General features: G+C 62.9%; 23 protein-coding genes and 1 riboswitch. Of the genes, 6 read left to right on the top strand and 17 right to left on the bottom strand.

The features are described 5' to 3' along the window. Positions 1-3: 3 nt before the first annotated feature. Both moaB and moaA read right to left on the bottom strand, forming a co-directional pair. The gene (moaB, locus tag V8N38_RS06310; protein ID WP_147839614.1) at positions 4-519 is read right to left on the bottom strand and encodes a molybdenum cofactor biosynthesis protein B; all 516 of its coding nucleotides are present in this window, start codon (positions 517-519) and stop codon (positions 4-6) included. A gap of 24 nt (positions 520-543) precedes the next feature. Next, entirely contained in the window at positions 544-1,530 is a 987-nt protein-coding gene (gene moaA, locus V8N38_RS06305; RefSeq protein ID WP_187181537.1) for a GTP 3',8-cyclase MoaA, read from the bottom strand. Next, a riboswitch (molybdenum cofactor riboswitch) is annotated at positions 1,517-1,661 on the bottom strand. (Overlaps the previous gene by 14 nt.) A 259-nt stretch (positions 1,662-1,920) precedes the next feature. Here moaA and yvcK point away from each other — a divergent pair. Continuing rightward, positions 1,921-2,838: a uridine diphosphate-N-acetylglucosamine-binding protein YvcK gene (gene yvcK, locus V8N38_RS06300; protein ID WP_087762111.1), complete on the top strand. Its 918-nt coding sequence runs from the start codon at positions 1,921-1,923 to the stop codon at positions 2,836-2,838. Positions 2,839-2,844: 6 nt separating this feature from the next. On the opposite strand, the gene V8N38_RS06295 is transcribed toward yvcK, so the two are convergent. After that, positions 2,845-3,111 (bottom strand): VF530 family DNA-binding protein, encoded by a 267-nt coding sequence (locus V8N38_RS06295; protein ID WP_049201151.1) that lies wholly within the window; start codon positions 3,109-3,111, stop codon positions 2,845-2,847. Positions 3,112-3,211: 100 nt separating this feature from the next. Beyond that, positions 3,212-5,224 carry an excinuclease ABC subunit UvrB gene (gene uvrB, locus V8N38_RS06290; RefSeq protein WP_087762110.1) on the bottom strand — a complete coding sequence of 671 codons (2,013 nt, stop codon included), beginning with the start codon at positions 5,222-5,224 and terminating at the stop codon, positions 3,212-3,214. Positions 5,225-6,330: 1,106 nt separating this feature from the next. Here uvrB and V8N38_RS06285 point away from each other — a divergent pair. Further along, positions 6,331-7,041 (top strand): ATP-binding cassette domain-containing protein, encoded by a 711-nt coding sequence (locus V8N38_RS06285; RefSeq protein ID WP_147839615.1) that lies wholly within the window; start codon positions 6,331-6,333, stop codon positions 7,039-7,041. Between the two features lie 129 nt (positions 7,042-7,170). Next, positions 7,171-8,805 (top strand): hypothetical protein, encoded by a 1,635-nt coding sequence (locus tag V8N38_RS06280; protein ID WP_142109439.1) that lies wholly within the window; start codon positions 7,171-7,173, stop codon positions 8,803-8,805. A gap of 53 nt (positions 8,806-8,858) precedes the next feature. Here the strand turns inward: V8N38_RS06280 and bioD are convergent, their stop codons facing one another. The 4 genes from bioD to bioB are packed head-to-tail and all read right to left on the bottom strand — an operon-like array spanning position 8,859 to position 12,471. Then, entirely contained in the window at positions 8,859-9,539 is a 681-nt protein-coding gene (gene bioD / locus V8N38_RS06275) for a dethiobiotin synthase (protein WP_147839616.1), read from the bottom strand. Beyond that, the gene (gene bioC, locus V8N38_RS06270) at positions 9,532-10,299 is read right to left on the bottom strand and encodes a malonyl-ACP O-methyltransferase BioC (RefSeq protein ID WP_147839617.1); all 768 of its coding nucleotides are present in this window, start codon (positions 10,297-10,299) and stop codon (positions 9,532-9,534) included. The genes bioD and bioC overlap by 8 nt, the downstream gene beginning before the upstream one ends. Further along, positions 10,283-11,434: an 8-amino-7-oxononanoate synthase gene (gene bioF, locus V8N38_RS06265; protein ID WP_147839618.1), complete on the bottom strand. Its 1,152-nt coding sequence runs from the start codon at positions 11,432-11,434 to the stop codon at positions 10,283-10,285. Before bioF ends, bioC begins: the two co-directional genes overlap by 17 nt. Next, positions 11,434-12,471 (bottom strand): biotin synthase BioB, encoded by a 1,038-nt coding sequence (gene bioB, locus V8N38_RS06260; protein WP_031299723.1) that lies wholly within the window; start codon positions 12,469-12,471, stop codon positions 11,434-11,436. The genes bioF and bioB overlap by 1 nt, the downstream gene beginning before the upstream one ends. An 88-nt stretch (positions 12,472-12,559) precedes the next feature. Between bioB and bioA the strand changes: the two genes are divergently transcribed. After that, positions 12,560-13,834 carry an adenosylmethionine--8-amino-7-oxononanoate transaminase gene (bioA, locus tag V8N38_RS06255; RefSeq protein ID WP_060440490.1) on the top strand — a complete coding sequence of 425 codons (1,275 nt, stop codon included), beginning with the start codon at positions 12,560-12,562 and terminating at the stop codon, positions 13,832-13,834. Positions 13,835-13,838: 4 nt separating this feature from the next. On the opposite strand, the gene V8N38_RS06250 is transcribed toward bioA, so the two are convergent. Then, positions 13,839-14,240 (bottom strand): YkvA family protein, encoded by a 402-nt coding sequence (locus tag V8N38_RS06250; protein WP_038870940.1) that lies wholly within the window; start codon positions 14,238-14,240, stop codon positions 13,839-13,841. A 156-nt stretch (positions 14,241-14,396) separates the two neighbouring features. On the opposite strand from V8N38_RS06250, the gene V8N38_RS06245 reads away from it, so the two are divergent. Further along, positions 14,397-14,879, top strand: coding sequence for a kinase inhibitor (locus V8N38_RS06245; RefSeq protein WP_060420913.1), 483 nt, complete (start codon positions 14,397-14,399; stop codon positions 14,877-14,879). A gap of 67 nt (positions 14,880-14,946) precedes the next feature. Here V8N38_RS06245 and pgl read toward each other — a convergent pair whose 3' ends face one another. Further along, positions 14,947-15,942, bottom strand: coding sequence for a 6-phosphogluconolactonase (gene pgl / locus V8N38_RS06240; protein WP_060423698.1), 996 nt, complete (start codon positions 15,940-15,942; stop codon positions 14,947-14,949). A 178-nt stretch (positions 15,943-16,120) separates the two neighbouring features. On the opposite strand from pgl, the gene V8N38_RS06235 reads away from it, so the two are divergent. Further along, positions 16,121-16,939 carry a pyridoxal phosphatase gene (locus V8N38_RS06235; protein WP_142110730.1) on the top strand — a complete coding sequence of 273 codons (819 nt, stop codon included), beginning with the start codon at positions 16,121-16,123 and terminating at the stop codon, positions 16,937-16,939. Positions 16,940-16,970: 31 nt separating this feature from the next. On the opposite strand, the gene modC is transcribed toward V8N38_RS06235, so the two are convergent. The 7 genes from modC to V8N38_RS06200 form a co-directional block, all read right to left on the bottom strand. Continuing rightward, entirely contained in the window at positions 16,971-18,038 is a 1,068-nt protein-coding gene (gene modC, locus V8N38_RS06230; RefSeq protein ID WP_016928697.1) for a molybdenum ABC transporter ATP-binding protein ModC, read from the bottom strand. Then, positions 18,039-18,728 carry a molybdate ABC transporter permease subunit gene (gene modB, locus V8N38_RS06225; protein ID WP_147839619.1) on the bottom strand — a complete coding sequence of 230 codons (690 nt, stop codon included), beginning with the start codon at positions 18,726-18,728 and terminating at the stop codon, positions 18,039-18,041. Further along, positions 18,725-19,498: a molybdate ABC transporter substrate-binding protein gene (modA, locus tag V8N38_RS06220; protein WP_038870956.1), complete on the bottom strand. Its 774-nt coding sequence runs from the start codon at positions 19,496-19,498 to the stop codon at positions 18,725-18,727. Before modA ends, modB begins: the two co-directional genes overlap by 4 nt. A gap of 158 nt (positions 19,499-19,656) precedes the next feature. After that, complete coding sequence (locus V8N38_RS06215; protein WP_004939813.1) at positions 19,657-19,806, bottom strand: AcrZ family multidrug efflux pump-associated protein; 150 nt, start codon at positions 19,804-19,806, stop codon at positions 19,657-19,659. 145 nt (positions 19,807-19,951) lie between these two features. Beyond that, positions 19,952-20,740 carry an ABC transporter ATP-binding protein gene (locus V8N38_RS06210; RefSeq protein WP_033642222.1) on the bottom strand — a complete coding sequence of 263 codons (789 nt, stop codon included), beginning with the start codon at positions 20,738-20,740 and terminating at the stop codon, positions 19,952-19,954. Beyond that, positions 20,737-21,762 carry a FecCD family ABC transporter permease gene (locus V8N38_RS06205; protein WP_060451378.1) on the bottom strand — a complete coding sequence of 342 codons (1,026 nt, stop codon included), beginning with the start codon at positions 21,760-21,762 and terminating at the stop codon, positions 20,737-20,739. The genes V8N38_RS06210 and V8N38_RS06205 overlap by 4 nt, the downstream gene beginning before the upstream one ends. 1 nt (position 21,763) lies before the next feature. Next, positions 21,764-22,519, bottom strand: a complete 756-nt coding sequence (locus V8N38_RS06200; RefSeq protein ID WP_060440495.1) for a class I SAM-dependent methyltransferase — start codon at positions 22,517-22,519, stop codon at positions 21,764-21,766. Between the last annotated feature and the right edge of the window lies 1 nt (position 22,520).

Here is a 22,520-nt window from a genome sequence, read left to right as displayed (position 1 = left end):
GACTCAGGGCTTCTTCAAATGGGGCTGGAAGTTGCACGGGCGATGACGCGCGTCCAACTGCTCTTCGATAATCCGCACCCAGGCGGTGCGGCAGGCGCGGGTGGAGCCCGGCATGGCGAAGATCACCGTGCGGTTGGCCAGGCCGGCCAGCGCGCGCGACTGGATCGTCGCGGTGCCGATCTCTTCGTACGACACCATGCGGAACAGTTCGCCGAACCCTTCCACCTCTCTGTCGAACAGCGGCAGCAGCGCTTCCGGCGTATTGTCGCGGGCGGTAAAACCGGTGCCGCCGGTGATCAGCACCGCCTGCACGTTGTCATCGGCGATCCAGGCGGAAACCCGCGCGCGGATCTGGTAAATGTCATCTTTGACGATGGCGCGATCCACCACCTGATGGCCGGCTTCCTGCGCCGCTTCCTGCAGATATTGGCCGGAGGTGTCTTCCGCCGCGCCGCGGCTGTCGGACACGGTCAGGATGGCGATATGCGCCGGAATAAACTCGCTGCTCGCATGGCTCATGGTTCAATAGGCTCCTATTGGCTGTCAGCCGCCGATAAACGACAGGTTCTGGGTGATCCCGCTGTTGCCCTGATGCAGGAAATGGGTCTGCTTCTTGCTCAGCAGCCCGCTCTGGATGCGCGCCTTCAGCGCGTCGAGCTGGCCGTCCTCTGCCAGCAGATCGCGCAGGGGCAGCCCCTGCTCACCGAACAGGCACAGGTGCAGATTGCCGATGGAAGAAACGCGCAGCCGGTTGCAGCTGGCGCAGAAGTCTTTCTCATACGGCATGATAAGACCCACCTCACCCTGGTAGTCCGGGTGGCTGAACACCTGCGCCGGGCCGTCGCTGCGGCCGCGCGCCTGGCGCTGCCAGCCCTGCTGCTCCAGCTGCCGGCGAATCACTTCGCCGGAAACGTGGTGTTTGCGAAACAGCTCGCCGCCCTCGCCGGTTTCCATCAGTTCGATAAAACGCAGCTGGATAGGCCGGTCTTTGATCCAGGCGAGAAAGGCGCCGAGCTGCTGGTGGTTAACGTCGCGCATCAGCACCGCGTTGACCTTAACCTTGCTGAAACCGGCGCTGAAGGCGGCGTCGATGCCGTCCATCACCTGGCGGAACTTGTCCTGACCGGTGATGGCGTGAAACTGGCGGGGATCCAGGCTGTCGACGCTGACGTTAATCGCCGTCAGACCGGCGTCACGCCAGGCGGCGACGTCGCGCGCCAGACGGTAGCCGTTGGTGGTGACAGCCAGGGTACGGATGGCCGGGTTTTCCCGCACGGCGGCGATGATCTCGGTAAAATCGCGGCGCAGCGAAGGCTCGCCGCCGGTCAGGCGCACCTTTTCGGTGCCCAGTTCGGCGAACGCGCGGCTGACGCGGCGGATTTCATCCAGCGACAGGAAGCTTTTCGGGCTGCCGCTCGGCTTGTAGCCGTCGGGCAGACAATAGGTGCAACGAAAGTTGCACACGTCGGTGATCGACAAGCGCAGGTAATAGAACTTGCGCTCATAAGCATCAATGAGTTGCGGCACCATAACACCTTTCCAAAGTCGGGAGATGCGAGCGTTTCCCCTCTGCACCCTGGTGGCTGACTTCGCCACGGCCCAGGCGCCATATCGTTCCGGATGAACAACGTAGGCGCAGGGGCTAGGAGTTTGATTTCTCTTCCCGCTACCTTGAGTAGCCGGAACGAAACCGTGGTTTTCAGCAGAATTCTAGCGCTAATCGGCAACGATAGCCAACGCGTAAATTCGCTATATAATTGTCTATACAGCGTTTTTAGACGCCGCGTATTCTGGTAAACCATGATAAACATCACTTGCGCGGACGAATTGACCGGAATCACGCAAATGACACTCTTATCGCGTTTTTATGCCGGATCCGCTACCTTATGCGGGCAGTTCAGCCCCTTTGTAAGGAAATTTATGCGTAATCGTACCCTGGCCGATCTCGACCGCGTGGTGGCGTTAGGCGGCGGACACGGCCTGGGCCGTGTGATGTCGGCCCTGTCGTCCTTAGGCTCCCGCCTGACCGGCATCGTCACCACCACCGACAACGGCGGTTCCACCGGCCGTATCCGCCGTTCGGAAGGCGGCATTGCCTGGGGCGATACCCGTAACTGTCTCAACCAGCTGATCACCGAACCAAGCGTCGCCTCGGCGATGTTCGAATACCGCTTCAGCGGCAACGGTGAGCTGGCCGGCCACAACCTCGGCAACCTGATGCTGAAAGCGCTGGATCACCTGAGCGTGCGCCCGCTGGAAGCGATCAACCTGGTGCGCAGCCTGCTGAAGGTGGACGCGGCGCTGATCCCGATGTCGGAGCAGCCGGTGGATTTGATGGCGCACGATCACGAAGGCAACCATGTTTACGGTGAAGTGAATGTCGACCAGCTGACCCATATGCCGCAGGAGCTGATGCTGTCGCCGCCGGTCAACGCCACGCGCGAAGCGCTGGACGCCATCGCACAGGCCGACGTGATCCTGATCGGGCCGGGCAGTTTCCTCACCAGCCTGATGCCGCTCCTGCTGCTGGACGATCTCACCCAGGCGCTGCGCCGCAGCAGCGCCAGCATGATCTATATCGGTAACCTCGGCCGCGAGCTGAGCGTGGCCGCCGCGGCGCTGTCATTAAAGGATAAGCTGACGCTGATGGAAGAGAAGATAGGGCGCCGGATGATCGATGCGCTGATCGTCGGCCCGTCGGTGGACGCCAGTGAAGTGCAGGATCGGGTGGTGATTAAGGAACCGCTGGAAGCGAGCGACATTCCCTACCGCCACGATCGTCAGCTGCTGCGCCAGGCGCTGGATCACGCACTGGTGGAGCTGGCCGCGCGCCGCTGACCGAATTTAACCGTCCCGCCCACGCAGCCAGGGATTATCGCTGGCTGGGGCGGGATGGCTGACCATATCGATATACAGATCTTCCACTTCTTTGCGCGCCCAGGGCGTACGACGCAAAAACTTCAGGCTGGACTTGATGCTCGGATCGCTGCGGAAGCAGTTGATGCGAATGCGCGCGCCCAGCTCGGACCAACCGTAGTGATCCACCAGTTTAGTCAGCAGTTGCTCCAGCGTCACGCCGTGCAGCGGGTCTTTGGACTGGTGTTGGCTCATGTTCGGTACTCTTCGTGGTCAAATCGGGCCGCACACCATAACAGCTTTGGCGCAGCCGACAAGGAATTTTGACGCCCGCGGCGCGGGCGCCATCCAACGGTCAGGAAATCGCGATGAACTGCTCGCGCAGCTGGTGGATCTCGTCGCGCAGCGCAGCGGCCTGTTCGAACTCCAGGTTTTGCGCGTGGGTGTACATTTGCGCCTCCAGATCGCGAATTTTCTGATCCAGCGCTTTCGGCGTGAGGTTCTGAAGCGGCGCGGCGCCGTCCAGCGCCTTGCCTTTGCCTTTGTTTTTGCCGCGGTTGACCGGCTGGCCGATCTGCAGAATATCGCCGATCTTCTTGTTCAGCCCCTGCGGCACGATGCCGTTGGCTTCGTTGTAGGCCTGCTGCTTGGCGCGGCGCCGCTCGGTTTCGCCGATCGCCTTGGCCATCGAATCGGTGATGCGATCGCCATACAGGATCGCCTTGCCGTTCAGGTTACGCGCCGCGCGGCCGATGGTCTGGATCAGCGAACGCTCGGAACGCAGGAAGCCTTCCTTGTCGGCGTCCAGAATCGCCACCAGCGACACCTCAGGCATGTCGAGCCCCTCACGCAACAGGTTGATGCCCACCAGCACGTCGAACTCGCCCAGACGCAGGTCACGGATGATTTCGACCCGTTCCACGGTATCGATGTCCGAGTGCAGGTAGCGCACGCGCTCGCCATGCTCTTCCAGATATTCGGTCAGGTCTTCCGCCATGCGTTTGGTCAGGGTGGTCACCAGCACGCGCTCGTTGATCGCCGCGCGCTTGCGGATCTCGGAGAGCAGATCGTCCACCTGGGTGGCGACCGGCCGCACCTCCACGATCGGATCCAGCAGCCCGGTCGGCCGCACCACCTGATCGATCAGATCGCCGCCGGATTTCTCCAGCTCATATTTGCCCGGCGTCGCGGAGACATAGATGGTCTGCGGCGCCAGCGCCTCGAACTCCTCGAAGCGCAAGGGGCGGTTGTCCAGCGCCGACGGCAGGCGGAAGCCGTACTCCACCAGCGTTTCTTTACGCGCGCGGTCGCCCTTGAACATCGCGCCGATCTGCGGAATGGTGACGTGGGATTCGTCGACCACCAGCAGGCCGTCCGCCGGCAGGTAGTCGAACAGCGTCGGCGGCGGCTCGCCCTCGGCGCGCCCGGACAGGTAGCGCGAGTAGTTTTCGATGCCCGAGCAGTAACCCAGCTCGTTCATCATTTCCAGATCGAACTGGGTGCGCTGCGTCAGGCGCTGCTCTTCCAGCAGCTTGTTGTTGGCCAGCAGCACCTTGCGGCGGTCCGCCAGATCGACCTTGATCTCTTCCATCGCCTGCATGATCCGCTCACGCGGCGTCACGTAGTGCGATTTCGGGTAGATGGTAAAACGCGGCACCACCTGCTCGATCTGCCCGGTCAGCGGATCGAACAGCGACAGCCGTTCCACTTCATCGTCGAACAGCTCGACGCGCAGCGCCAGCTCGTCCGACTCCGCCGGGTAAATGTCAATCACCTCGCCGCGCACGCGGAAGGTAGCGCGCTGGAAGGCCTGATCGTTGCGGGAGTACTGCAGCTCCGCCAGCCGGCGCAAAATGGATCGTTGATCGATGATCATACCCTGGGTCAGGTGCAGCATCATCTTCAGGTAAAGATCCGGATCGCCCAGGCCGTAGATCGCCGACACCGACGCCACCACCACCACGTCGCGCCGTTCCAGCAGCGCCTTGGTGGCGGAAAGACGCATCTGCTCGATGTGCTCGTTCACCGAAGCGTCTTTTTCAATGAAGGTGTCGGAGCTGGGCACATAGGCTTCCGGCTGGTAGTAGTCGTAGTAGGAGACGAAGTATTCCACCGCATTCTCCGGGAAAAACTCTTTCATTTCACCGTACAGCTGCGCCGCCAGCGTCTTGTTCGGCGCCAGCACCATGGTCGGCCGATTCAGATCGGCTATCACGTTGGCGATGGTGAATGTCTTGCCCGAACCGGTGACCCCCAGCAGCGTCTGGTGCGCCAGGCCGTCTTCCAGCCCCTCTTCCAGCTTGCGGATGGCTTCCGGCTGATCGCCGGCCGGTTTGAACTCTGAATGCAGTTTGAAAAGTTTACTCATTGCTCGGCTACCCTGTGGAGATGCGCGCGCTCAGGCGGCCAGCCGGCTCTGCGCCGGGCATGGCCCCTAATTATGGAAAGTGTCGGCGATTTGCGCCAGTGCCCATGATACTGGATATAAAACCAGCTTCAAGCGGATTCGTCGCTGGGATCGACGCCGCAGCAACGCCGCTGCACCGTGGCGTTACAGCCCGGTGACATTTTTATTGTCAATAACAGATTTATCCCCAGAACTTGCCGCGAATTAACTTATTGATAGCACCGCGTCGAAAAATCATACATAGAGGCCTGATCAATACCCCTGCGTCTTGATTTTAATTAAATTATTGATATTTAATAATATTAATAAAAAGACGAGAATGCGGACAAAGCGAACAGAACCCGCGTCGGCTCTCGCTTTACAGCGTTTTTCTAAATCTAATACACAAGGTTATCCACAGGAATAGTGGATAACTCTCACCGCCCCGCCCGGGGCGGGAGTTACAGAAAGAAAGCTTTTCGCCCTTTACACTCGCCAAAATGCCTTTTTTAGTTATTTTTTCATAAAAATATCGCTTTGTTTATGCCGATTAATACTAAAAATCCCCATTGCCAAAATCGCATTGGCCCCTTTCACGCGGATCGCTCTTGACGGCAGGGCAACGCCTTGCACCATGCCCTGACCAAAGAGCACCACAAGAGTGCAAAAAACGTCCGGGTTAACTTCCCCGCGTATTTTCGGGCCGCCACGGCAGCGCCTGTCAGGCCTGACGCGTGGTTAACAAGGCGATAACAATCCCCGTTTTCACCCGGCGGCAAAACTGGCCTGAGAGTTGCTTTATCTTCCTGCGTATAAACGCGGTGCGACAGCATGATGCGCTGCCTGCCGCGACGCGTAATCTCCGCGGCGCTATCGCCCGTAAAAGCGCAAGAACGACACCAAGTCGTCACAAGCGTCGTTTTTAACGACATATTGACTGTCATTCCGTCTACCGCAGACCTTGCTCTGGCTCATTAGACGGACGGCATTTTGTTCCAGACATTGCCACACTCGGGAAATTCGCCGCGCATGCGGCCTTTGCAGTCCCCGCCAACGAGTGAAACGGGCGTCTATGAGGAGAATGCCAAATGCTGAGCCTGAGATCGGTCAATCAATTTTACGGGCAGAACCACACCCTGTGGGACATCAACCTGGAGCTGCCACGCGGCCAGTGCACCGTGCTGCTCGGCCGCAACGGCGTGGGCAAGACCACGCTGGTCAACTGCATTATGGGGCATGTGCCGGTGGTGAGCGGCAGCATGACCTGGCAGCCGGCGGATCAGCCGCCGCAAAACCTGTTGCTGCAGCCGATGGAGCGCCGCGCCGCGCTGGGCATCAGCCACGTGCCCCAGGGGCGGCAGCTCTTCTCGCAGCTGAGCGTGGAGGAGAATCTGCAGGTGGCGCAAATGGCCGGGCGCGGCGCCCCTCGCCGCATTCCGCCGCTGATCTACAGCCTGTTTCCCCATTTGCGCCAGATGCGTGCGCACCGCGCCGGCGATCTTTGCGTGGGCGCCCAACGCCAGCTGGCGATTGGCCGGGCGCTGGCCCAGGAGCCGGCGCTGCTGATCCTCGACGAACCGACGGCGGGCGTCCCCCCCTCGATAGCTGCCGACATCGGCAACGTGATCCGCCGACTCAACCGCGAATGGGGCATGACCATTTTACTGGTGGAACATCAGCTGCCGTTCGTGCGCCGGGTGGCGGACCGTTTTTGCCTGTTGGACAGCGGGCGCACGGTGGCGCACGGCGCGCTGGCGCAGCTGGATGAGGCGTTGATCGGCGCAGGGCTGGCAGAGTGAGCGCTCAGGTTAGCGATTAGGTTGCTGTTGTATCAGTCACGGCCGGTCTGCGCCCAATAGGCATGGGCCCGCCGTCTTTTCATACTCGATAGGGGTCACACCGACACCACAATATCGAGGGATGTAAGCATGACAGACAACAACGCGGCATTTATTCAATACGCGGATTTGCGCAACAAAAACTGGAGCCTGCAGGAACGACTCAATGTCGAAGGTATTTATGTCAGCTCACGTGATGAACTGGTCAGTGCGCAGGATTTCATCATCAACACGTTAAAACGCCCGACGATCGTCAGATTCGCCGCGCCTTTTGCCACCTGGACCGCGCCGAAAACCGATATCAATGTCGGCTTCGTTTATCTTGACGGCAACGGCGTCAGCATCAACGCCATCATCCCCAACGGCACGGAAAGCGACCATAACTATTTCCTGCGTTGCTATACCAGCAGCGGCGCACTGGATAACAACGTTCCTATTCGACCGGCGCCGATCTTAAAAGATTTCACCGTCAAAGGCATTGGCGCCAAAATTAACAAAGGCAAGGATGAAACCCCGACCGAATACAACTACACCGATGGTATCCGTTTCCATTCGCCTGAAGGGCCGCTGGGCAACTTCTCGGTCAATAACGTCTATGTTTCCGGCTTCTACTACGGCCTGTACTATGGCACCAATGCCTATATCGCCCACCACTATGCTTGTGAAGTCATCCGCTGTTTTGAAAGTCTGCATATGCCCTCAACGAGCAGCGGAGCCCAAAACTTCGGTGAAGGTATCAACTTCTTCGGTGGCACCCTCGGCAATTCCCAGGGGTTGGCCGTTCGCAACGCCAACCCCAACGGCGCCTTCCGCCTGTTCGGCACCTCGATCGACTATGCCGGTTCGATAGCCTACGTCGAAGCCGGTAGCATTGAGCTACATGGCTGCCATATGGAATTCAACAACGGCAATAGCCCGCTCACAGATATCCCCTTCCGCTGCAGCGCCAATCAAAACGCATCGCTGTTGATTCACGGCGGCGAAATCATCGTCGCCGGCGGCCGACTGGCGCAAGCGTCGCTGTTTTATGCCGAGACCGGCAGTAGCGGGATTATCGTCGACAGCGTGAAGTTCTATGGCGTAAGAACCGCCAGCGGTCGCTATTTCAGCGGTACCGGTGACTTTGTCATCGCCAATAGCCGACTGGATGGCGGTGGGGGTGGCGCCGGGATCCAGACGCTGGTCGGCGCCGTGAATAACAAACTCAAAGACGGCGATTTCGCCTTTTCCGCCAAACCGTTCGGCTGGGAAGTGACCGGCGGCACGATCGACGATCCCTTTACCTCAGACGCGGTGACTATCGGTATCGAAGCCGGCGCGGGCATCGGCGGCGGCAACGCCCTAAAAGTGAGCAAATTGGGCAACGCCAATACCAACGCCGGGGTGAGAGTGAGCGTGCCCGTCGCGCAATATGAACAGCTGGGCGCCTGTTTTATCCTGAAAACGGTCAACGGCGGCACCGGCAATCTGTTTGCGACGCTACAGTACGCCTGTATTCAGGAGCATGCGGACAACGGCATCTCGATCGTCGCCAAAGCCGCGCCGGCAGCCTGGGATGCCGTCATGAAAGCCGATGCTTACACCGAGTACACAGAATATCGTTTCAACGCCAATCGGCGAAAAGTCCCGGTCTGGGCGACCCATGTCATCCTGACGTTCAACCTGTTTGCCCTGGCGAAAAATGGCGTGCTTTATCTCGATAACGTCTGCATTACCGCCATGTAAAAGCCAACGCCGGATCATAAGACCCGGCGTTGTTACCAATCAGTCAAAACCTCTCACTGTGCCAGCAGGCTGATATCCAGATACTGCCCCAGCGGCGCCCGCTCGGCCTGCGGCAGGTGCGGGATTTCGCCCAGCAGCGGCGCCGGCAGCATGCGGCGCAGCGTGGCCAGGTATTCCTGATGCCGCCGCCCCGGCGGCGTCACGTCGTTGGCGATCCAACCGGCCAGCGTCAGCCCCGCCTGTTGCACCGCCTGCGCCGTCAGCACCGCGTGGTTGATGCAGCCCAGTTTAATACCCACCACCAGGATCACCGGCAGTTGCTCCTGCTGCACCCAATCGGCGAAGGTGTACTGCGCCGACAGCGGGGTAAACCACCCGCCCGCGCCCTCGACCAGCACCCAGTCGGCGCGCTGCTCCAACCGGCGCAGGCCGTCGGACAGCTGCGCCGCCTCGATCGGCCGGCCTTCATCGGCGCTGACGATATGCGGCGAGGTCGGTTCGGCAAAAACGTAAGGGTTCACTTCGTCGTAGCGGAGCGCCACGCCGCTGTTGGCCTGCAGCGCCAGCGCATCGCCGTTGCGCAGCCCCTCGGCGGTCATTTCGCTGCCGGAAGCCACCGGCTTATAACCGGCGCTGCGGTAGCCCGCCCGGTTGGCGGCCTGCAGCAAGGCGCTGCTGGCGACGGTTTTACCGACTTCGGTGTCGGTGCCGGTCACGAACCAACGTTTAATCACGATAAATCACTCCATAAACCAGATGATAGCTGAGTGGGAACTGCCCCTGCCGGCACGGGTAAGCCGCCTGCAGCGCGGCGAGACGGCCACGCGACATCAGGCCGCCCTCGCGCCCCTGATGCAGGTGCGTGGCCCCGATGCCCTTGAGCGAACGCATCAGCGTCATCACGTCCGGGTAGTTCAGGGTGCGCAGCTCCGTGATCAGTTCGTGCCGATAGTCAGCACAGGCGGCGCGGATCTGCGCCAGCGGCAGAAAGGCGTTCACGTGGCGCTCGCCGTCCACCTGTTGCCAGGCGTCCCCCAGTTCCTGCAGCGATCCCGCCGCCAGCGTGGAAAACAAAATTACTCCGCCGGGGCGGGTCACGCGATACAGCTCCGCCAGCGCGGCGGGCAGATCGCTGCACCACTGCACTACCAGGCTGCTGAAACAGATGTCCATCGCCGCATCGGGCAGCGGCACCTGTTCGATATCGCCCAGCAGATAATGGTGCGCCGCCTGCCGTTGACGGGCAACGTCCAGCATGCCCGGCGCCAGATCGAGCGCGGTCACCTGCTTGCCGCGCTCGCGCCACAGGCGGCTGAAATAGCCGGTGCCGCAGCCGGCATCCAGCAGCCGTTCGCCCGGATGGGCACTCCCCATCCCCAGTAAGCGCTCGCCAACGTCTCGCTGCAGCGCGGCGGCGGCGTCGTAGCTGCCGGCGGCGCGGCTGAAGGCCGAAGCGACCGCCTGTTTGTTCACCGCGTCATTGGCTGACGTCATGCAATACCTCCAGCAGGCGATCGATGTCCTGCGGCTGATGCGCCGCCGTCAGGGTGATGCGCAGCCGCGCGCCGCCCGGCGGCACCGTCGGCGGGCGGATGGCGCTCACCCACAGCCCGCGCTCGCGCAGGCGGGTCGCCAGATCGAGCGCGCGTTGATTGTCCCCCACCAGCAGCGGCTGGATGGCGGTGTCGGAATCCGTCAGGGTTAGCGCCAGCGGCGCCGCGCCCTGGCGGAAACGCCGAATGTTGTCCTGCAGCCGGGCGCGCAGTTCATCGCCCTCTCGAATGCAGGCCAGCGCCGCCTGCAGCGCACAGGCCTGCGCCGGCGGCATCGCGGTGCTGTAGATCAGATGGCGGGCGAACTGCAGCAGATACTCGGCGGTCGCCTCATCGCACAGCACCGCTGCGCCGCTGACGCCGAACGCCTTGCCGAAGGTCGCCACCAGCAGTTCAGGGCGCACGCCCTGTTGCCAGCAGCTGCCGCGGCCTTGCTCGCCGCGCACGCCGACGCCGTGGGCATCGTCCACCATCAGCCAGGCGCCCGCCGCGCGGGTTAAGCGATGCAGTTCCGCCAACGGTGCGCCGTCGCCGTCCATGCTGAACACCCCTTCGGTCACCGCCAGCCGCTGCCCTTCACAGGGTTTGGCCAGCAGATCCGCCAGCGCCTGCGGCTGATTGTGCTGGAAGCGGCGCAGCTCGGCCGGCGACTGCGCCGCCGCCTCCAGCAGCGAGGCGTGGCTGAGGCGATCGGCTAAAATGCGATCGCCTTTCTGCATCAACGCCGCCAGCACCGCCTGGTTGGCGGCGTAACCGGAGATGAACAGCAGCGCGCGCGGATAGCCGAGCCACGCCGCCAGTTGCTCCTCCAGCGCCTGATGCGCCGCGCTAAAGCCGGTGACGTGGCCCGACCCGCCGCTGCCGACGCCGTAACGCTGCGCGCCCTGCTGCCAGGCGGCGATCACCCGCGCATCCTGGCTCAGCCCCAGGTAGTCGTTGCCGGAGAAGTTCAGGTAGAGACGATCGCCCAGCCGGATCTGGCGGCCGTTGCCGCCCTCGGTGGTCTGTCGCCGACGGTAGGCGGCGTTGAGGTGCCGTTCTGCCAGCGCCTGCTCGATGCGTTGTTGCCAGCTCATCACGGCGCCGCGTTGTAAAACTCGGCGGTATCGGCGTTCAGCAGCTGCTTAGCCAGCACCTGCTGTTGCTGGTTGTCGCCGTGTTCGGTGGCGGTCTGCTGCGGGTTCAGCCCCAGCTTGCGGAACAGTTGCAGATCCTTGTCTTCTTCCGGGTTCGGCGTGGTCAGCAGCTTGCAACCGTAGAAGATCGAGTTGGCGCCGGCCATAAAGCACATCGCCTGCGTCTGTTCGTTCATCTGTTCACGGCCGGCGGAGAGGCGGACATAAGAAGACGGCATCATGATGCGCGCCACCGCGATGGTCCGGATAAAGTCGAACGGATCGACGTCATCATTATCCGCCAGCGGCGTGCCTTTTACCTTCACCAACATGTTGATCGGCACGCTCTCCGGCGGCTTCGGCAGGTTGGCCAGCTGCACCAGCAGCCCGGCGCGGTCGCGCACCGTTTCACCCAGCCCGACGATGCCACCGGAGCATACTTTGATGCCGGCGTCGCGCACTTTGTCGAGCGTATCCAGGCGTTCCTGGTAGCTGCGGGTGGTGATGATGCTGCCGTAGAACTCCGGCGAGGTATCGAGGTTATGGTTGTAATAATCCAACCCGGCTTCCGCCAGCCGCTCGGCCTGAGTGCCGTCAAGCGTGCCCAGCGTCATGCAGGTTTCCATGCCCATCGCTTTCACGCCCTGCACCATCTGCTGCAGATAAGGCATATCGCGCTCGTGCGGGTTCTTCCACGCCGCGCCCATGCAAAAACGGGTCGAGCCGTTCGCCTTGGCCTTGCGCGCCGATTCCAGTACCTGTTCGACCTGCATCAACCGCTCCGACTCCAGGCCGGTCTTGTAGCGCGAGCTTTGCGGGCAGTATTTGCAGTCTTCCGGGCAAGCGCCGGTCTTGATCGACAGCAGCGTGCTGACCTGCACCTGACGCGGGTCAAAGTGCTGGCGGTGTACGGTTTGCGCTTCGAACAGCAGTTCAAGCAGAGGTTTATCAAACAGGGCCTGGGCTTGCCCTACTGTCCAGTGAATGCGATCGGCCATCATGGCGTCTCCAAAACGAAAAAGTGTCGCCAGTTTAAATATTGTGGATATACTGTCAACCAATCTTAACTCAATTTGGTTTACAAGTATGTCTGTGACCGCTTCCGACCTGGCGTTTGACCAACGTCATATCTGGCACCCCTACACCTCCATGAGCCGCCCGTTACCCTGTTACCCGATCGAGTCGGCCAGCGGCGTCGAGCTGCAGCTGGCGGACGGCCGGCGTCTGGTGGACGGTATGTCCTCCTGGTGGGCGGCGATCCACGGTTACAACCATCCGCACCTGAATCAGGCCGCCAGCCGGCAGCTGGAGAAGATGTCGCACGTGATGTTCGGCGGTATTACCCATCCGGCCGCCATCTCGCTGTGCCGCCGGTTAGTGGCGATGACGCCGGAAGCGCTGCAGTGCGTGTTCCTGGCGGATTCCGGTTCGGTGGCGGTGGAAGTGTCGCTGAAGATGGCGCTGCAGTACTGGCAGGCGCGCGGTGAGCGGCGGCAGCGCATCCTGACGCTGCGCCACGGCTATCACGGCGATACCTTCGGCGCGATGTCGGTCTGCGATCCTGACAACTCGATGCACAGCCTCTATCAGGGTTACCTGGCGCCGCACCTGTTCGCCACCGCGCCGCAGTGCCGCTTCGACGAGGAATGGCGCGAAGAGGACATCGCGCCGTTCGCCGCGCTGCTGGAGCAGCACGCCGGTGAAGTGGCGGCGGTGATCCTGGAACCGGTGGTGCAAGGCGCCGGCGGCATGCGTATCTACCACCCGACCTACCTCAAGCGGGTGCGCGAGCTGTGCGATCGCCATCAGGTGCTGCTGATCGCCGACGAGATCGCCACCGGCTTCGGCCGCACCGGCAAGCTGTTCGCCTGCGAGCACGCGCAGGTGGTGCCGGACATTCTCTGCCTGGGCAAGGCGCTGACCGGCGGCTACATGACGCTTTCCGCCACCCTGACCACCCGCCACGTGGCGGAGACCATCAGCAACGGCGCGGCCGGCTGCTTTATGCACGGCCCAACCTTTATGGGCAACCCGCTGGCCTGCGCGGTGGCGGACGCCAGCCTGGCGCTGCTGGCGGAAAATCGCTGGCAGGCGCAGGTGAGCGCCATCGAAGCCCAGCTGAAACAGGAACTGCTGCCGCTCGCGGCGCTGCCGAAGGTGGCGGACGTGCGGGTGCTGGGCGCGATTGGGGTGGTGGAGATGCGTGAACCGGTGGACGTCGCCGAGCTGCAGCGCGGATTCGTCGAGCGCGGGGTGTGGATCCGGCCGTTCGGCAAGCTGATTTACCTGATGCCGCCTTACATCATCGAAGCGGAACAGCTCAGCCGCCTGACCGCCGCCGTCGCCGCCGCCGCGCGTTAATGGCTTACCAATGCTGGTCCAGATAGCGGGCCAGCAATCCCAGACACAGCAGCCAAAGTAAAATGATCATCGCTGCCGCCATGCGGCCGGTGGGGTTATCGACGCGCTTTTGCGCCTTCTCGCGCAGCTCGGCCATCAGCGGCTTGGGGATCAGGCGCACCGCCAGCATGATGCCCAACGGCACGATGATGACGTCATCCAGATAGCCCAGCACCGGAATGAAGTCCGGGATCAGATCGATCGGCGAGATCGCATAGCCGGCCACCAGCAGCGCGATCAGTTTGGCGTACCACGGGGTGCGCTTATCACGGGCGGCCAGCCACAGCGCGTAAATATCGCGCTTGATGCTTTTGGCCCAACGGCGCAGCCAGCCGAACCACGGCGTGCGTTTTTTCAGTGAGATCATGGTGGCGTTATTTGGCTATCCGGCGGTCTGTAGGAAGGAAGATGCGGCCATGGTAACCGATCCGCGCCGCCGTTGGCGAATGGCAATCCCACTTGTATTGTCACGGCGAAACGATCTAGCTTAAGGGTCCGCGTTTACCGACAACTGGGAGTCACTATGGCTTTTCGTTTGTACAGCAACGATCTGCAGGACGGCGGCAAGCTGCCGCAGGCGCAGGTCTTCAACGGCATGGGCTACCACGGCGATAACCTGTCGCCCCACCTGGCCTGGGACGGCGTGCCGGCCGGCACCAAGAGCTTCGTAATCGCCGTTTACGATCCCGATGCCCCGACCGGCTCCGGCTGGTGGCACTGGATCGTGGCCAACATTCCCGCCGACGTGCGCGAGCTGCCCCAGGGCGCGGGCTCCGGCAAAGCGCCGCTGCCCGCCGGCGCACTGCAGACCCGCACCGACTTCGGCTCGGCTGGCTACGGCGGCGCGGCGCCGCCAGAGGGCGAGAGCCACCGCTACCAGTTCACCGTGCATGCGCTGGACGTGGAGCGTATCGAAGTGGATGAGGGATCCAGCGGCGCGCTGGTGGGCTTTAACGTCCATTTCCACAGCCTCGGCAGCGCCACGCTGACGGTGACGTTCAACTGATCCCCCGCCAATAAAAAAGCGCGATTCAACCGAACCGCGCTTTTTCCATACTCATCTGACCGCCGAATTACTTCGCCAGCACGCTCACCCACATCGGGCCTTTGCCCACCGGATAACGCGCCAGCGTGGTCAGCTCACCGCTGCGCTGATCAATCTCATGCACCGCGATGTGATCGGACTTCTGGCCGGACGAAATCACGAAGCGGCCGCTGTGATCGATATTGAAACCGCGCGGCTGCGCTTCGGTCGGGTGATAGCCGACCACGCTCAGCGTGCCGCCGTCTTCGGAAACGCTGAAGATGGTCAGAATGCTGGCGGTGCGATCGCTGGTGTACAGGAAGCGGCCGTTCGGCGTGATATGAATGTCCGCCGCCCAGCGGGTGCCGTCGAAGTCGGCCGGCATGATGTCCAGCGTCTGCGTCACGGTGTAGTGGCCGCCGTTTTCCGAGATGGCCAGCACGTCCACCGTACCGTCCAGCTCATTGACGCAGTAAGCGAACTTGTCGTTGTGGTGGAACGCCATATGACGCGGCCCGGCGCCGGCGGCGGTCGCCACCGCTTCCTGCGCGTGTGGCGTCAGCTGGCCCGCCAGGCTCAGGTTGAACAGGCGGATGCGGTCTTCTTTCAGGCAAGGCACCAGCACCAGCTGGTTGGTCGGATCGATGTTCGCCGAGTGCGGCGCGGTCAGGCCGTCGATCTGCTGAATAGGCGCCGTCACCACGCCGTCGTGGCCGATCGGGCTGATGCTGGCGCAGTTGCCGCTGTAGGAGGCGGAGAACAGGTAACGCCCCTGCAAATCGGTGGAGATATGGGTCGGGCTGCCCGGCAGCGGCGCCATGCCGGCCTGCTGCAGCGTGCCGTCCGCCTCGATGCGATAGCTGACGATGCCGAACGCCGGACGTACGCCGACGTACAGGTGGGTCTTGTCCGGATGAAGGGTCATCGGCTGCACCTGGCCCGGCACATCAACGGTTTGCAGCAGCGCCAGCGCGCCGGCATCGTCCAACTGCCAAACGTGGATCTGCTGGCTCTCCGGGCTGGCGACATAAACGATTTGCTTCATGTGTTCTCCTTGCAAAGGGTAAAAGAGGAACCGGTTTCAGGCCGTTCGATTGCCCCTAGCTTACCGCACATCCGTCGCATGGCAACCCCGCTTAGCACCGGAAGCTCACGCGGTTTTCTCCGTTGGCTATCCGGTGTACCATCGGATTAATTTTATGGCTAACGATAACGAGAACCCTATGAGCTACCGCGTCATCGCCCTCGATCTTGACGGCACCCTGCTGGACAACCAAAAACGCATCTTACCGCAGTCGCTGGAAGCGCTGGCGCAGGCGCGCGCCGCCGGCATCCAGGTGGTGGTGGTCACCGGCCGCCACCACGTCGCTATCCATCCGTTCTACCAGGCGCTGCAGATAGACACCCCGGCCATCTGCTGCAACGGCACCTACCTGTATGATTTTCAGCAGAAGAAGGTGCTGGCGGCCGATCCTCTGGCGAAAGATCAGGCCAAGCAGGTGCTGCAGATGCTCAAACAGACCGACATTCACGGGCTGATGTATGTTGACGACGCCATGCTCTACCAGGAGCCGAGCGGCCACGTGACCCGCTCGCTGGCCTGGGCCGAAACCCTGCCGGTAGCGCAGCGCCCAACGCTGCTGCAGGTCGGCAGCCTGGCGCAGGCGGCCGACGACGCGCAGGCGATCTGGAAATTCGCCACCTCGCACGCCGATACCCTGGCGCTGCGCGAGTTTGCCGACACGGTGGAGAAAGAGCTGGGGCTGGCATGCGAATGGTCCTGGCACGATCAGGTGGATATCGCCAAAGGCGGCAACAGCAAAGGCAAGCGCCTGCGCCAATGGGTGGAGTCGCAGGGGCTGAGCATGGATCAGGTGGTGGCATTCGGCGACAACTACAACGACATCAGCATGCTGGAAGCGGTCGGGTTGGGCGTGGCGATGGGCAACGCCGATGACACGATCAAGGAACGCGCCGATCTGGTGATCGCCGATAACCTGCAGCCGGGCATCGCCGAGGTGATCCGCACCCGCGTGCTGTAATCTTTTCGCCCTCCCGCCGGGAGGGCCTGTCTTAGCGGCTCTCGCGGCTGATCGACACGCTCTTCACCTGCGCGTACAGCCACTGCCCAGGGCGGATCGCCAGTTCGTCTCGCGCCCACGGCGTGATCCGCGCCCACAGCACGTGCTCCCCGACCGCCAGCTTCACTTCCACCTGCCCGTCCACGTCCAGACACTCGCTTACCTTGGCCGGCAACACGTTGCGAATGCTGCTGTTGACCGGCGGCTGCAGCACCAGCGAGACGTCGGCGGCGTTGATGCGAATGCGCAACTGGGTGCCCAGTTCGGCGTCGATACCGCTGACCCACAGCCTTTGATCGCCGAGCGCCAGCGCGGTCATGGCATAGCGCTGATGATGCTCAATCACGCTGACGCGCAGCACGCTGCTCTGATCTTCACGCTGCAGCCACGGCCGCAGCGCGCTGCTGGCCCAGACGGCTTCCAGCCCGCCGAACGCACGCACCTCGCCGCGATCCAGCACCATCACCTGCTCGGCCAGGCGCAGGATCTCGTCCAGGCTATGGCTGACGTAGAGGATGGGGATGTTGACGTCCTGCGCCAACCGCTCCAGATACGGCAGCAGCTCGCGTTTGCGCGGCAGATCGAGCGAGGCCAGCGGCTCGTCCATCAGCAGCAGTTCCGGCGCGGTCAGCAGCGCGCGGCCGATCGCCACCCGCTGTTTTTCACCGCCGGAGAGCGTCAGCGGCAGCCGATTGAGCAACGGCCCGATGCCCAGCAGCTCGACGATAGTGTTGAACTGTGCGCGCATGCCGGCCGCCATGCCGTACTGCAGGTTGCCGCGCACCCGATAGTGCGGGAACAGCCGTGCATCCTGAAACACGTAGCCGATACGACGCTTTTCCGGCGGCAGGCAAAGGCCCGCGGCGGTATCCACCAGCGTGCGGCCATTGAGCGCGATGCGCCCCTGCTGCAAACGGGTCAGGCCGCCAATGGCGTTGATCAGGGAAGTTTTGCCCGCGCCGGACAGGCCAAAAATCGCGGTGATGCCCTGCGCCGGCAAATCGGCGCGGACGTTGAGATTAAGGTCGCCCAGCTGCTGCGAGAAATCCAGCTCCAGCATTTACACCCCCATCCGTTTGCGGCCCCAGCGGGCCAGCCATTCGGACACCATCAGCGAAGCCAGCGACAGCACGATGGCGATCGCGCACAGCCGCGCGGCGGCGGCTTCCGCCCCCGGCGTTTCGATCAGCGTATACATCGCCAGCGGAATGGTGCGGGTTTCACCGGGAATGTTGGAGACGAAGGTGATGGTGGCGCCGAACTCCCCCAGCGAGCGGGCGAAGGCCAGCACCACGCCGACAATGACGCCGGGCAGCGACAGCGGCAGCGTGATGGTGAAAAACACCCGCCACGGGTTGGCGCCCAGCGTGCTCGCCGCCTGCTCCAGCCGGGTATCCACCGCCTCCAGCGCCAGCCGGATGGCGCGCACCATCAGCGGAAACGCCACCACCGCCGATGCCAGCGCGGCGCCGCGCCAGCTAAAGCTGAAGCTGAAGCCGAACCAGTCGTACAGCCACTCGCCGATGACGCCGCGCCGCCCCATGGCGATCAGCAGCAAATAGCCGACCACCACCGGCGGCAGCACCAGGGGCAGGTGAATGACGCCGTCCAGCAGCGCCTTGCCGGGAAAGCGGCAACGCACCAGCACCCAGGCCATCAGAATGCCGAACGGCAGGCTGCAGACCACCGCCAAACCGGAGACTTTCAGGCTCAGCTCAACCGCCTGCCACTCGTACTCACTCAGAATCATTTACGCGGGGTGAATCCATAATGTTCAAAAATAGCGGCCGCTTCCGGGCCCTTCAGATAGGTATAGAAAGCGCTGACCGTCGGATTTTGACGATCTTTCACAATCGCCATCGGATATTCAACCGGTTTGTGGCTGTCTTCCGGGAATACGCCCACCACTTTCACCTTGTCGCTGGCGACCGCGTCGGAGCCGTAGACGATGCCGAGCGGCGCTTCACCGCGCTCCACCAGCGCCATCGCGCTGCGCACGTTGTTGGCGCGCGCCAGTTTCGGCTCCAGCGCGCTCCAGGCGCCCAGGTGTTCCAGCGCCTCTTTGGCGTAGATGCCGGCCGGCACGTGATCCGGATCGCCCACCGCCAGACGGCCGCCGTTGAGCAGCTTGGTCCAGTCGGTCTGCTTGTCGATGGCGATCTTATCTTGCTTATCGCTCTTGGCGGCGATCAGCACCAGTTCGTTGCCCAGCAGCGTATAGCGGGTGTCTTTCACCATCTGCTGCTTGTCGATGGCGTAATCCATCCACTGTTGATCGGCGGAGATGAACAGATCGGCCGGGGCGCCCTGCTCAATTTGGCGCGCCAGCGTCGAAGAGGACGCAAAGGAGGAAACCACCTGCACATCCTTGCCTTTTTGATACTGGGTGGCGATGTCCTGCAGCGCGTTGGTCAGCGACGCGGCGGCGAACACGGTGATCTTTTCCGCCGCCGAAGCCTGTGCCACCAGGCCCGATGCCAACACGATCCCGCCAACCCATTTGGTCCATTGCTGTTTCATTGTTTTTCTCCGCAAGTTAACGTGCATTATCACTCTTCGTTATATAAAAAATAATATAACGTTGCGCGAAAGCTTGTCATGCGGTTTATCGGCAAAGCGTGAGATAACTTGAGGAATGCCCGCCGGGCGATGCCGGCGGGTATCGGGATGGGGAACGGTCAGTGCTGGGTGCGATTTTCTTTCGAACGGCCCACTTTGGAGAAGACGTTGAATACTTCGCCAAAACCGTAGATCAGGCCGAGGATCAGCGCCATGACCACCGGCACCATGACCACGGCAAACAACAGACTTTTCAATAATTCCAACATGATAGCCTCGCTTAACTGCCCATTGAGCGGCAAATGCCTTTCACCGCATATCGGGTTATTCTAACCCAAAAAATCGGTAAAACCGGAGTTATTTTAGCCAGCGGGGCGAAATTGTGATCGGCTAAACGTGCCCTTTCCACCGGGCTCATGCCGGTGCGGGGTAATAGATCAGCGGCGGCGCATAGCCGGCGGGCGCCGCCAGCCGGGCCTCCACCCCGTACACCGCGCGAATGTTCTCCGGCGTCAGCGCCTGCCGCGGCGCACCCGCCGCACAGACCCTGCCCCGCTGCAGCAGCGCCACCCGATCGCAATAGCAGGCGGCCAGATTCAGATCGTGCAGCGTCACCACCACGCTGAGCTTCAGCCGCCGCAGCAAGGCCATAAATTGCTGCTGATGGGCGATATCCAGATGGTTGGCGGGCTCATCCAGCAGCAGCCACGGCGTTTGCTGCGCCAACGCGCGTGCCAGGTGCACCCGCTGCCGTTCGCCGCCGGACAGCCGCTGCCAATCGCGATCGGCCAGGTGGCTGATGCCCACTTGCTCCATCGCCTGCCCGGCGAGACGGCGATCTTCGGGGCCGAAACCGCGCCAGCGGCCGATATGGGCCAAGCGCCCCAGCAGCACCGCCTCCTTCACCGGCAGCGCGAAGGCACCGGGGGCGGATTGCTCGAGAAAGGCGATGCGCCTGGCGCGCTCCCGCCCGGAAAACGCAGTAATTTCGCGCCCTTCCAGCCAAACGTGGCCCCCGGCGGCAGGCTGCAACCCGGCCAGCAGCTTGAGCAACGTGGATTTACCGCTGCCGTTGACGCCGAGCACGCCGGTGACCTCACCGGGCAAGGCGCAGAAATCCAGATTTTCCAGCACCGTGCGTTCGCCCGCTCGCCAGCTCACCGCTTCGGCGCGCAGGCCGGATCGCGCTTTTTCAATCGTCATGCATTGACCTTCCGATACAGCAACAGCAGGAATACCGGCACCCCCAACAGCGCCGTCAGCACGCCGACCGGCAGCTCGCGCGGGGCAAACAGCGTTCTGGCCAGCGTGTCCGCCGCCACGGCGAACAGCGCGCCGCACAGCGCGCTGGCCGGCAACAGCAGCCGATGCCGCGAGCCGACCAGCCGCCGGGCGACATGCGGCACCGTCAGCCCGATAAATCCCACCGCGCCGCTGAACGCGACGATCGCCGCCGTCAGCGCGGTGGTCACCACATACAGCAGCAGCTTCAGCGGAGCCACCGCCACCCCCAGCGAAGCGGCGGTCACGCCGCCGAACGCCAGCGCGTCCAGCTCACCCGCCCGCAGCCAACAAAGCAGCAGCGCCGCCGCCAGCGCCAGCCCGCACAGCCCGACCTGCGGCCAGCGCGCGTCGCTGAACGATCCCAGCAGCCAGAACATCACGCCGCGCGTGGCGTTGGCGTCCGCCTGCCAGAGGGTGATCAGCGAAGTCAACGCAGAAAGCAGCTGCGTCACCGCCACCCCGGCCAGAATAAACAGCGTGGACTCCCCCTGCAGCGAACGCCCGGCCAGCAGCATCACCAACGCAAATGCTCCCAGCGCGCCGATAAACGCGCCGCCGGACACCGACAGCAGGCCGCCCCCCAGCCCCAATACCAATACCGTTACCGCCCCCACGCCGGCGCCGGAGGAGATGCCCAGCACCCAGGGATCGGCCAGCGGGTTGCGGGTCAGCGACTGCAGCACGGTGCCCGCCAACGCCAGCCCGGCGCCGGCCAGCGCCGCCAACAGCGCGCGCGGCATCCGCAGCGACCAGATGATGCGCTGATACACCTCGGCGTCGGTCGCCGCGCTGCCGCTGACGCCGAATACGATGCGCCAGGCATCGTGCCACGCGATCGGCGCAGGCCCCGACAAGGTGGCGCCCAGCAGGACCAGCGGCAACGCCGCCGCCAGCAACAGCAGCCAGCCGGCCTCACGGCCGGGCAGTAACCGCCGGATCATGCTATTTCCAGCCTGCGATCACATAGTCGTCCAACAGCTGCCACACCGTCCCCGCCTCGCTGAAACCGGCTTGTCTAAGCGCCGCGAGCTGGAAATCCACCGGCGTCGGCGGCGGCACCGGGCGGCCGGCGAACAGCGCTTCACGCTCGGCCTGATAAGCGGCCAGCGTCGGCGATTGCAGCGCGCCCGCAAACCAGCGATCCCAATCCTCGACGCCGTTGTCCCAGGCGCGCTGTTGGGTCTGCTCGTCGTGCCGCTCCGCCAACGCTTTCAGCCGCGGCTGACGCTGGTCATAGCGCTGATGATCGGCGTTCAGGAACACGCCGCCGTCGGCCAGCAGCCCGGCAACGTTGCGGTACAGCGCCAGCTGCTGCTCGGGCATCAGCCAGTGCAGCGCCGTGCTGGATACCGCCGCCTGTGGCGCGGGGCCGGACAGCGCGGCAAAACAGGCCGGATCCGCCAGATCGGCCTGCAGAATGCGGATCCGATCGCCGTACTCCGCCAGCGCACCGCGTGCCACCGCCAGCAACAGCGGATCGAGATCGATGGCGGTCACCCTGGCCTGCGGAAAGCGCTGCAAAATGCGCAGGCTCAGCGATCCCGGGCCGCAGGCCAGATCCACCACGTGAAAATCCTGGCCGGCGGCCAGCGCCAGCACCTCCAGCTGGGCGTTAAAACGCGCTTCCCGTTCGGCGATGTAGGCCGCCTGCTGGCGATCCCAGGAGTCCAGCAGCGAAGAGAATGAAACGGCAGTCATA

The organism is Serratia nevei (assembly GCF_037948395.1).
In the GTDB taxonomy this organism is placed as follows: domain Bacteria; phylum Pseudomonadota; class Gammaproteobacteria; order Enterobacterales; family Enterobacteriaceae; genus Serratia; species Serratia nevei.
This window is presented reverse-complemented; position numbering and strand designations above follow the sequence as displayed.